The sequence below is a fragment of the Streptomyces sp. sk2.1 genome (genome assembly GCF_008120935.1).
In the GTDB taxonomy this organism is placed as follows: domain Bacteria; phylum Actinomycetota; class Actinomycetes; order Streptomycetales; family Streptomycetaceae; genus Streptomyces.
On the sequence record NZ_RDBO01000306.1, the window covers coordinates 1 to 2,011 of the forward strand.

Genomic DNA, 2,011 nt, shown 5'->3' on the forward strand with positions numbered 1-2,011 from the left:
AGGCGGGTGCTCTGGGTGAGGTGTTCGGTCCGGGGCGYGAGGCGGGCCGGCCGGTGTGGCTGGGCTCGTCGAAGTCGAACATCGGGCACGCMCAGGCCGCCGCGGGTGTCATCGGTGTGATGAAGATGGTCCTCGCACTCCAGAACGAGACCCTTCCCAGGACCCTGCATGCCCAGGAGCCCAGCCCGCTGATCGACTGGGGGACCAGCGGCCTCCAACTGCTCCAGAACGCCCGCCCCTGGGAACGCGACGAGAACCGGGTACGCCGTGCGGGTGTGTCGTCGTTCGGGCTGAGCGGTACGAACGCGCATGTGATCGTGGAGGAGCCGCCGGTCGTCGAAGAGGCGGAGGTGGCGGAGGTTTCCGGCGGTGCGGTGCCGGTGGTGGTGTCGGGTCGTGACGAGGCGGCGTTGCGGGAGCAGGCGGGGCGCTGGGCGTCCTGGCTGTCGGACCTGGCCGGACGCGAAGAAGTCCGGCTCGCGGATGTGGCGGTGACCGCTGCCCGTCATCGTTCGCACTTCGAGTCCCGGGCCAGCGTCGTGGCGTCGGATGCGGCCGGGCTGGTCGAAGCCCTGGAGGCGCTGGCCGAGGGGCGGGCCCATGATGCGGTCGTCACCGGCAGCGCCGAGCGCCGCGGGAAGGTCGTCTTCGTCTACCCCGGCCAGGGCTCGCAATGGGTCGGCATGGGCCGTGAACTGCTGTCCTCCAGTGAGGTGTTCGCGCAGACGGTGGATGCGTGTGACGCCGCCTTGCGGCCGTTCACGGGCTGGTCGGTGCGGGAGGTTCTGGCGGGTGAGGAGGGTGATCATCCGCCGTTCGACCGGGTGGACGTGGTCCAGCCCGCGCTGTTCGCGATGGGTGTGGCCCTGTCCGCACTCTGGCGGTCCCTCGGTGTCGAACCGACGGCCGTGGTCGGTCACTCGCAGGGCGAGGTGGTCGCCGCGGTGGTGAGCGGTGCTCTCACCCTGGAGCAGGGCGCGCAGATCGTCGCCCAGCGCTCCAAGGCCGTCCTGGCCTGCGCCGGACAGGGCGGCATGGCGCTGATCGAACGCCCGGTCGCGGTGGTGGAGGAGTTCCTCGCCCCGTACGGCGACGCGTTGTCCGTCGCCGCGGTCAACACCGCCGGGTCCACGATCATCTCCGGGGAGGCGGACGCGATCGAACGGATCGTGGCCGAACTCCAGGAGAAGGAGGTCTACGCCCGCAAGATCAACGTGGACTACGCCTCCCACAACGCCCAGATGGACCCCCTCCTGCCCGCCCTCGCCAAGAGTTTCGAGGACCTGGCCCCGCACCGTGCCGACCTCGCGTTCTACTCCACCGTCACGGGCAACGTCTCCGACGGCACGGATCTGGACGGTACGTACTGGTGTCGCAACCTGCGCGAGCCCGTCCGCTTCGACCGCGCCCTGAACAGGCTCCTCGACGACGGCCACACCGTCTTCGTCGAGATCTCCGCGCACCCGGTGCTGTCCATGCCGCTGACCGACGGGAGTGCGGAGCGGGGCGGGATCGTCGTGGGCTCCCTCGCCCGCGACCACGGCACCACCGCCCAGCTCCTGCGCAACCTCGGCCTCCTCCACGTCCAGGGCCACACCATCGACTGGGAGCGCTGCACGGACGGCCGACTCGCCGATCTGCCCACCTACGCCTTCCAGCACGAGCACTACTGGATGGACGCCCCGAAGCCGTCCGGCGACGTCCGCTCCGTGGGCCTGGACGCCTCCGGACACCCCTGGCTCGGCGCCGCCCTCGCCCTCGCCGACGGCGAGGGCCACCTGCTCACCGGCCGGCTCTCCCTCACCGACCAGCCCTGGCTGGCCGAACACGCCGCCTTCGGGACCGTCCTCGTCCCCGGCACCGGACTGCTCGAACTCGCCCTCACCGCAGCCCACCACATAGGCGCCACTGCCGTCGAGGAACTCACCCTCCTCGAACCCCTCGTCCTGACCGACGACACCCCCCTCCGCCTCCAGGTCGTCGTCGGAGCGGAAACCCCCCAGGGGCGCCG

At 71.1% G+C, this 2,011-nt stretch carries 1 protein-coding gene and 1 pseudogene; both read left to right on the forward strand.

Annotation, left to right across the window (positions count from 1 at the left end; genetic code table 11):
• Window positions 1–53: 53 nt before the first annotated feature.
• Window positions 54–113, forward strand: a pseudogene (locus EAO76_RS47900) (hypothetical protein); the annotation flags it as partial.
• Between the two features lie 6 nt (window positions 114–119).
• Window positions 120–2,011 (forward strand): type I polyketide synthase (locus EAO76_RS44115; protein ID WP_262376296.1); only part of this gene is annotated, 1,892 nt, incomplete at its 3' end.